At 44.6% G+C, this 5856-nt stretch carries 4 protein-coding genes and 1 CRISPR repeat array; all 4 genes read right to left on the reverse strand.

Annotated elements, in window-relative coordinates:
- Window positions 1–251: 251 nt before the first annotated feature.
- Window positions 252–1467: direct repeats of the CRISPR family, unit length 29 nt; unit sequence GTTCACACTCCACAAGCTAGCTCGCAAAC.
- 294 nt (window positions 1468–1761) lie between these two features.
- A complete protein-coding gene (gene cas12f1 / locus BM613_RS13765; protein WP_109431741.1) occupies window positions 1762–3030 on the reverse strand; it encodes a CRISPR-associated endodeoxyribonuclease Cas12f1 in 1269 nt (422 codons plus the stop codon).
- A 246-nt stretch (window positions 3031–3276) separates the two neighbouring features.
- Window positions 3277–4122: a sigma factor-like helix-turn-helix DNA-binding protein gene (locus BM613_RS13770; protein ID WP_181363186.1), complete on the reverse strand. Its 846-nt coding sequence runs from the start codon at window positions 4120–4122 to the stop codon at window positions 3277–3279.
- Window positions 4115–5227 (reverse strand): DNA polymerase III subunit beta, encoded by a 1113-nt coding sequence (dnaN, locus tag BM613_RS13775; protein WP_181363187.1) that lies wholly within the window; start codon window positions 5225–5227, stop codon window positions 4115–4117. Before dnaN ends, BM613_RS13770 begins: the two co-directional genes overlap by 8 nt.
- A 185-nt stretch (window positions 5228–5412) precedes the next feature.
- Window positions 5413–5856 (reverse strand): putative quorum-sensing-regulated virulence factor (locus BM613_RS13780; protein WP_181363188.1); only part of this gene is annotated, 444 nt, incomplete at its 5' end.

The following is a 5856-nucleotide window of genomic DNA, read 5'->3' on the forward strand; positions in this document are numbered from 1 at the left end:
ATTGAAGGGCTGGTGCAACGACCATAAAGATCATTCTATCCTGCGTGCTTCCCTAAAGGGAGCAACATACTATGGTGCACTGGGTCGTCGTAGTCAGTCTATTGAGCGGGCTCATGGCACCAGTTTGGAACGACCTACCTTCGCCAGCCGCTAAGGTGTCATTTCGACACAAGCCCATTTTCATCCTTCTACTGGTGCCGCTCAGGCGGCATGGTGATCTATTGACTTAATACCAGATGTGCATAGGGTAAGTTCACACTCCACAAGCTAGCTCGCAAACTCGGCGCAGGCGCGAACGCCCCATCACTACCATTTCCAGTTCACACTCCACAAGCTAGCTCGCAAACGATCGACCGTAGCTTTTTGGGAAAGATATTGATACAGTTCACACTCCACAAGCTAGCTCGCAAACCTCAACAGAAGAGATAGATGAATAGCCAGTGGAAGAGTTCACACTCCACAAGCTAGCTCGCAAACCGCAGGCTAAAGTGCGGCAGCAGAGAGAGGAAGAGGGTTCACACTCCACAAGCTAGCTCGCAAACGATCGACCGTAGCTTTTTGGGAAAGATATTGATACAGTTCACACTCCACAAGCTAGCTCGCAAACCTCAGCAGAAGAAATAGAAGAATAGCCAGTGGAAGAGTTCACACTCCACAAGCTAGCTCGCAAACCCTGTCCATTCCGTTTGCGATTTATACCTTAGCTTATGTTCACACTCCACAAGCTAGCTCGCAAACTAGAAAAAGGCCAGAAATGTATATTGGGGACGTTGACAGTTCACACTCCACAAGCTAGCTCGCAAACTTATTTACTAGTTTTTGAGATAGACGATTAACGAATTGTTCACACTCCACAAGCTAGCTCGCAAACATCCATTCCACCTTTTCGTTCTACATATTCGTACCTGGTTCACACTCCACAAGCTAGCTCGCAAACTATGGAATTGGGTTGGAATTGTGTTGCTTCTACTGTAGTTCACACTCCACAAGCTAGCTCGCAAACTTTTTGCTAATTGTGATGACGAGATTGAGCGATTGGTGTTCACACTCCACAAGCTAGCTCGCAAACTGGTTCGATCTTCAAAATCTCCTTCACAATCATCAGTTCACACTCCACAAGCTAGCTCGCAAACGAAACTCCAAAAAAGTCCAATATACGGTTTATCGAAGGTTCACACTCCACAAGCTAGCTCGCAAACTTCTGCTCGATTTTAGGGTATCCTAGTATAAGTATAGTTCACACTCCACAAGCTAGCTCGCAAACACGGCAACCCTGTGGAGGTAGTAAGACAGGCAGGCGGAGTTCACACTCCACAAGCTAGCTCGCAAACGGATAGCCCGCTACCGTACCCGATTCGTTCCGACCCTGGTTCACACTCCACAAGCTAGCTCGCAAACGCCTAGCATCTTGAAGATAATCATCAACTACAGCATCTCGGTTCACACTCCACAAGCTAGCTCGCAAACCCGTTTCTTCCGCAAAAAATCAGCGTTCGCGCTTCGTCGGTTTATACCGGCGTTTTTTTGAAAAGCCCGACTATATTGCATTTTGCTGTCGTCGATCCCCGGAGGTTTTTACGCTATTAGAGGTCGACGACATTTGTTTATGAGCTATATGTGAAGCGTCCGTGCGGTCTTTGTGCACGGAGTTTCAGCCTTTTGGCTACCTTACCGAGCGTTACCAAACCACTTAACAGTTTTATTGGCACTTCTCGGCTTATCGTCGCTGAACCGACGAATAGAAGTATTTGGGAAAGATTTTTATTTGATACTCTCAGCTATAATTTTGTCAATGTTCGGTATTGCTATGTTTCGTGCAGCATTGTAGTCTGCATTGGCTTCGTATCCGCAAGCTCTGCATTTAAAGATAGCTTGTCCAATTCGATTCCCGGAATCTATATTACCACATTCACTACAACGTTGACTGGTATATTGGGGATCGATCTTTATGACTTTAATTCCTGCCTCTTCGGCTTTATAAATAATTTTTTGCTGCAAATCATAATAGGTCCAATTTTGTAAAAATCGAGATCCAATATCGCGTATATTCGTTAAATCCTCCATCTGAATCGTTCCACAACCTTCTTTAATTGCCATATCCACTATATATCTACTATAACGATGGTTTGTGGTATCTCTAAAATTAGCAATTTTATCTCGAAGCTGTTCAATCGGTTTTATTCTTTTATCTCGCCCATGCCCTCCACGGGCACCACCGGCATATTTACCTTGACGTAACATACTAATCCGTCGAGATTCTACCTGTCTACGAAAATTTTCAATCTCACCTCCCTCCAATTTGTATCGAGCAGGGGTATGTTGAAATGCCATGTAAACGGCAACAGCAACGCCTAAATCAATCCCCATTATTTTATTTAGATCCAACACTCGGGTTTGGGGTTCAAAATCATAACTTATGTTTAAATACCATTTGTTTTTTCGATCATCGTGAATTATTTGTGAAGCAGAGACTTGGTATTCACCACTTAGGATTCTGTCCATGATTGTTTTCCCTGCGCCACGGACAATGATTATGACCGAAATTTTCCTCTTTACATTCATTTCTTGCTTGGCTGGATTGCTTAACAGAGATAACGAAGCGATATAATCCCCGTGATTCATACGATTTACGCTGATATTCTCTTTAATCAGATCGAGTGGAATATCTCGTTTATAGGACGGAATGGACATATCGCCACGTAAGATTTCCTTTTGATATGCTTTAAAACGATCCGTCGCACGTTTGATGGTTTGAGATAAATTACCACTGTTTAAGCGATATGCTTTGGTTTTGATCGTATGGTAAGCGTATCCGTGAACATTCGTGTATCCGAGAATGTCTTTACTTTTTGGATATTCCCCATGATTATCCTTATAATCACTACTAAAGCCCATCCATTCCCAAGCCAGTTGAGTCGCTTTGTTTAAGGCAAAACGAGTTTCCTGTTGTAACTGTCGTAAAATAGTTCCAAACTCTTTCCAATCTAAATCAAGCGGTTTTACGATCTCATACCGATATACTTTGATCATTCCACTCGCCTCCGTCTAAACAAAACACTACATTGTGATGCTAATTAGAATTTACACCATAGAATTAACACAATTTCAAGTTTTCGAGCCATGATATGCACTAGTTTATTTCACAAGTTTCTTTTATCGTATCAGACACCAGTTCTTTTTACAACAAAAAGTATTCAATCTAAATATTAACACTCAAAAATAACATACGGCTCCCAAAGATAAAGGAGCCGAGAAAATATAAATATGAACCAGTAATCATTCAAAATCAAACTCAAGTTGCACCGAAGAGTATTCCTTCTCACTCGTAGTATCTATTGCTCGCGGTACATTTCTCTTTTCGCCCAAATCTTGCACAATCTTTTCGTAAGAAAGGTTTTCCATTTCGAGTTGCGCTGATGGCCGCTCCAGTTTCTTACGGGCCATCTCTATATATCGCTCAATGCTCCCTTTTTTTACGCCCAAAAGTTCTGCGATTTTCGCATAAGAAAGGTTCTCAACCTTATGCAGGTAGTAGGCTTCTTTTTGTCTTTTCGAAAGTTGAGAGAACCCCACGTAAAATCCCGCATCCTCTTGATCTTCAGGCTTATCATCAAAAAAGGTTTCAATTGGATCAGACGTTTGGCTGCGCAGGGCATCTTTATAATCCACAAAACTCGTCTTATGCTTATTTAAAATCTGTTTCGCTTCTCGCATCACATCATCCGGTAGCTCTGCATACCTCTGCATCTCATACAAATCTAACGTCCGGTCACGCACCATCGATTCTAATTTGGATCGGACGTCGCGCAATTCGCTGACTTTACGCAACCTTTGTTCAATTTCCGTGGCAGCGTGATATTCCTGTTCATCTTTGAGCGCGTACACCATACGCTCTACGATGTGAGTCCAATCCTTCTCGCTCGCAAGTTTTGACGCATCTTCAAAATACGCTTGCGCCCAAGGTGGCAAATGGATCACCAAGGCGCGAATTTCTGCCCAAAGAATTCGTTCTTGCGACTGATTTTGCGCGCGAAGCAACAAGAGCTGTTGACGTGTTTGCACGTATTGCACAGCCAAATCTTCCATCGCATCGACCGCCTCTCGCTCAACCAAACTAAACACGTACCGCTAAAATCAAATGCCGTGAGTTGTTGTCTTCAAAATAAACCGCCGCGTCCCCAAAAACAAGCACCAATTGGTCTCGATCAACAACACTCGTGAGTTGAGACAAATAACCCGCGTTAAAAGAGAGCGTTTTGGCTTTCCCGTTTATTTGCGCGACATTCACGTCTTCTTTTGCGTTGCTGTTTTCTACTTTTGTGCGAATTCGCAGCACCTTTTCCACTTCGAGGGTGATGGGTTTGTTCGCTTCTTCTTTGGCGAGAATCATGGCCCGAGAAACAGCGCCACGAAACGCCTGTTTATCCGCACTAACGGTCGTTGGGTTGCCCATCGCCCGTTCCCACACCTTTGATGTGTCAGGAAATGTGGCGTCAATGAGTGTCGTAAAAAACAGCAGGCGATTCGTTTTTACCCAAAAAAGATTTTCGTCCACCGCAAATTCCACATTCTCTTCCGACGGCAAGTTTTTCATCAGGGTCAAAAGCGATGTTTTGGGAACGATCACATCTTGATCGCCTTGGCGTTTGCTTTCGTGGGAAACGAATCCCTGCGAAATCATATGAGAATTCGAGGCTTCCAAAATCAATTCCCCTTCCCTTACGCGGAAATGGATTCCCGACAAGGCAATTCGTGTACTCTCATCTGCTGCACTAGGTGCGATTTTTTGTAAAAGTTGAGACAGCGTTTGACCAGAGATTGTCTCCCCTTCTAACTCATCATGAAAGGATAAAACAGGAGGATAGAGTCGATCATCCGAGGAAGGTAGCTCGAATTCTGCCTTCCCATCAGTAATATAAAGGACACGCGCCTTATCGTAATTACGCAATTGGAGAGATATTTCTTCTCCCTCAAAGTTTTGCGCGACACCCACCACCACAGGGTCAACCGTTGCCCTGCCTGTCTTTTTTACTTGTACGACATCCGCTTCCACTGCCTGACGAGCAATGATTCCGAATTGGCCGTTATACCCTGTTGCGTACACAGCGTCTGGCGTCACCTCAAGCAAAATCTCTCTCAAGATCGGTTGGGTTGTGAGCTTGGCCGCAGCCGATCCTGCTGTGCGAAGCAATTGTACCAGTGTCTTACGCGAGATTGTGAATTCCACAAAAAACACCGTCCTTTATAGTCGTATAGAAGAAAATGCGATTCCGACACTCAACAGCCCAAATATCCAAAGCACAATGCGTTTTGCGCGTGCATCCGACAAATGATCACCACCAATGAAAGCGTTTGTTTTTCTCTTTTCTTGTGATTGACCACCAAATATCTATATGCCGCCGCAAAGTGTCTCTACGGCGAAATGACAAGCCGTTCTAGCCGACTCTTGATGCTGTATCGCAAATCCGAATCCATGGTATCGACATTTTTTATCATCCACCGCAAATAATCGTCGGGAACTTCCTCAAGGGGCGTGCCGCGATGTTTCCCAAACGGCATCTTCTGTACATAGATCGGTCGTTCGGAAAACTCGATCAGTGCTTGCGGACCGTCCGAATAGCCACGCACGAGATAATCCCGAATAAGAAGAATCAAAAGGTAGGCCGTGACCAACGTATCCCCATCCGCACTATGTGCTGTAGCCTCGATTTTTAGCCGCTTCCAGTAGCGCAGGGTTTGATTCTTGAAATTGGGTGCGTCCGGCCAAAGATGCTGTGCGAGCCGTCTCGTATCCAACCACGGTTTTCTTGTTTCCGGCAAGAACGAGCGATCAAACGGCGCGTTGTGGGCGACAAG

Source organism: Sulfoacidibacillus thermotolerans (genome assembly GCF_003144315.1).
In the GTDB taxonomy this organism is placed as follows: domain Bacteria; phylum Bacillota; class Bacilli; order Alicyclobacillales; family SLC66; genus Sulfoacidibacillus; species Sulfoacidibacillus thermotolerans.

Excerpts from the sequence above, each read along its gene's own strand:
- cas12f1 (WP_109431741.1), bottom strand. The coding sequence starts at position 3,030 with ATGATCAAAGTATATCGGTATGAGATCGTAAAACCGCTTGATTTAGAT.